This is a genomic window from Streptomyces fructofermentans (assembly GCF_014651055.1).
Lineage (GTDB): Bacteria > Actinomycetota > Actinomycetes > Streptomycetales > Streptomycetaceae > Streptomyces > Streptomyces fructofermentans.
In genome coordinates this window covers 1-2,608 of sequence record NZ_BMWD01000068.1, presented here as the reverse complement: position 1 = coordinate 2,608, position 2,608 = coordinate 1, and the positions used below count along the sequence as shown (strand labels likewise).

At 70.1% G+C, this 2,608-nt stretch carries 3 protein-coding genes; 1 reads left to right on the top strand and 2 read right to left on the bottom strand.

What is annotated here, in order from left to right; translation table 11 throughout:
- Positions 1 to 136: 136 nt before the first annotated feature.
- Together IE265_RS37960 and IE265_RS37955 are read right to left on the bottom strand one after the other, a co-directional pair.
- Positions 137 to 697: an NADPH-dependent FMN reductase gene (locus tag IE265_RS37960; RefSeq protein WP_190040358.1), complete on the bottom strand. Its 561-nt coding sequence runs from the start codon at positions 695 to 697 to the stop codon at positions 137 to 139.
- Positions 698 to 950: 253 nt separating this feature from the next.
- A complete protein-coding gene (locus IE265_RS37955) occupies positions 951 to 1,109 on the bottom strand; it encodes a type 1 glutamine amidotransferase family protein (protein ID WP_229916965.1) in 159 nt (52 codons plus the stop codon).
- 798 nt (positions 1,110 to 1,907) lie between these two features.
- Here IE265_RS37955 and IE265_RS37950 point away from each other — a divergent pair.
- Complete coding sequence (locus IE265_RS37950; protein WP_190040357.1) at positions 1,908 to 2,552, top strand: DsbA family oxidoreductase; 645 nt, start codon at positions 1,908 to 1,910, stop codon at positions 2,550 to 2,552.
- Positions 2,553 to 2,608 lie beyond the last annotated feature (56 nt).

The window sequence follows — 2,608 nt, the reverse complement described above, 5'->3', positions numbered from 1 at the left end:
CGCAGTGGGTCATGTTGATTGACCCACTGCGGCGGACCGCTGTTCCGGTGGTCAGGGGTTGCGCCCGGAGGCCGAGCCCGTCACGGGTGTACCCGGCGGGCCGGTGGGCGCCCCGCGGACGGACCGCGGGTCGGCTTCAGCTCGCGCGCAGGGGAGCGAGCGCCTTGGACCAGGCGACGACCTGGTCCAGCGTCGTGCCGAGGGTGTCGCGGTGGATGTCCGCCGGCTTGAAGGTGCTGAAGTTCTCGAAGTCGGTGAAGAGCGAGAGGGCCACCTGGCCGCGGACGTCGGCCAGCTGGAGTTCACCCGCGATCCCGCGAAGGTGCTCCACCGCGCGGGAGCCGCCCACAGAGCCGTAGCTGACGAACCCGACAGCCTTGTTGTTCCACTCGGCGTAGATGAAGTCGATGGCGTTCTTCAGCGCGCCGGGCACCGAGCGGTTGTACTCGGGGGTGACGATGACGAAGCCGTCGAGGGAGTCGATCTTCTCGGCCCAGGCCTTCGTGTGGCTCTGGCTGTAGTTGCCCAGCGTGGCCGGGTACGCCTCGTCGAGGACCGGCAGCTTGTAGTCGAGCAGGTCGACCAGTTCGAACTCCGCGTCCGTACGCGCGGAGGCGATCTCGTGCACCCAGTGAGCGACGGCTTCGCCGTTCCGGCCGGGACGGGTGCTGCCGATGATGATTCCGATTTTGGTCACGATGTAACTCTTCCCGTATGCAGCAGCAGCGCCGAGCGTGCTTGCCGAATCCCGATACTTGCTACGTCAAGTAAATCTCCAGATGATTGACACGTCAAGCAAGCTTGGGTGATTCCGCACGTGGCACACCTCACGGCCGGGCCCCTGCGCGCCCCGGCCGCGCTTGCTGTCCCGCCGCGCGCAAGGGCCGTCGCCGGCGGCGGCCCGCGGGCGACGGCCGGAATGGGGGCGGCCCGCTGCGCCGGGGAGCCCGTCACCTGAGGATGGTGAGCAGTCGGTCCGCGAGGACCGCTGCGGAGTGGGGGTGCTGCCAGGTGATGAGGTTCCGGTCCTCGACCATGTACGGCTCGCGCATGGGGTTGCGGCTGTACTCGACGCCCACCTTGCTCTTCAGTCGTTCTCCAGCAGCCACGGGGCCCTGGACGCCGGCCTGACACTCTCCTCCTCCTGGGCTTGCAGCGCGCGAATGACCGGACGGCCCAGTGAGGACCACCAGAGGGCGGCGCATCGGGGCACGGTCGCGGGCGAACCGCTTGCGCCACACGCCCTTGGTTCGCGCACTCCCTGCTGCCGGGCGAATGGTGGCGACGGCGGCCGGAGTCGGCACGGCAGCCGCCCGTGACACGACCGCCGCGTGCGCATGCTCCGGCGAGGAGGACCCGCCCGGCCCGCGGGACCCGTTCCGGGAGCGCGTCCCTCCGCTCCGCGGAGGTGATGCGGCGGCCCCTGAAGCTGTCGGACGTCCGAGTGGGGGACTACGGCGCCGTCTGCCTGCCGGGCGGGCACGGCCCGATGTCGGACCTGGCGTACGACGCCGACGCGGGCCGGCTGCTGCCACCCGGCTCGCGTCGGGCAGCCCGCTGGCCATCGTCTGCCACGCCCCCGCATCCGTGCTGGCCACCAGGATCCACGGCGAGTCTCCGCTCAAGGGTCATCGCGTGACGGGCTTCACCGACGAGGTGATGGAGGCCTTCGGGCGGGTGTGGCCGCTGTGCGGGGGCGCAGGGTGCCCGCATGCGCCCGGCGCTCCGCAAGCATGCGGGTGCCGGGCCGGCCAAATGCTGCCCGTCCGCGCGTTCGGTGGAGGTGATCCGTCGAATAGACGAGCGGTCGACTATATTAGACGAGTTCGCCCGCCCGCTCCCTTCGGTGAATGCCGCAAAGGGGGCGCAGCGCGGGACATTGTCGACAAGACGACAGGAGATGTGACATGCGCGTCGAGGTCTGGACCGATATGGCCTGCCCCTGGTGCTACGTGGGCAGGGCCCGCTTTGAGCAAGGGCTCGCCGCCTTCGCCCACCGGGACGAGGTGGAGGTCGTCCACCGGTCGTTCGAACTCAATCCGCAGGCCGAGAACGGCACGGTGCCGATCATCGACGCGGTCGCGGCGCAGTACGGGCGCACGCGCGAGCAGCAGGTCGAGCGCGAGGAGCAGGCCGCGTCCATGGCGCGAACCGTCGGGCTGGGGTTCCGGATAGGCGGGCGGGTCTTCGGCAACACGTTCGACGTGCACCGACTCGTCCACTTCGCCAAGCAGCAGGGGCGCCAGGTCGAGCTGCTGGACCTGGTCTTCCGCGCGAACTTCGCGGAGGAGCGGTCGATCTACGACACGGAGACCCTGGTGGATCTTGCCGTGGAAGCGGGACTGGACGCGGCGCAGGCTCGGGACGTCCTGGGCGATTCGGACGCCTTCGCGGCGGAGGTCAGGGCCGACGAGCGGCTCGCCTCCGAGATGGGCGTCAGCGGTGTGCCCTTCTTCGTCCTGGACCGCCGGTACGGGATGAACGGCGTGCAGTCGGCCGAGACCTTCACCCAGGCACTGGAGAAGGCCTGGACGGACCGAACGGCTGCGTGAGCCGCCACGTCGCGAAGAGGCTTCTCGCGGTCGGCGCGGACCGGGGTGGGACCCCG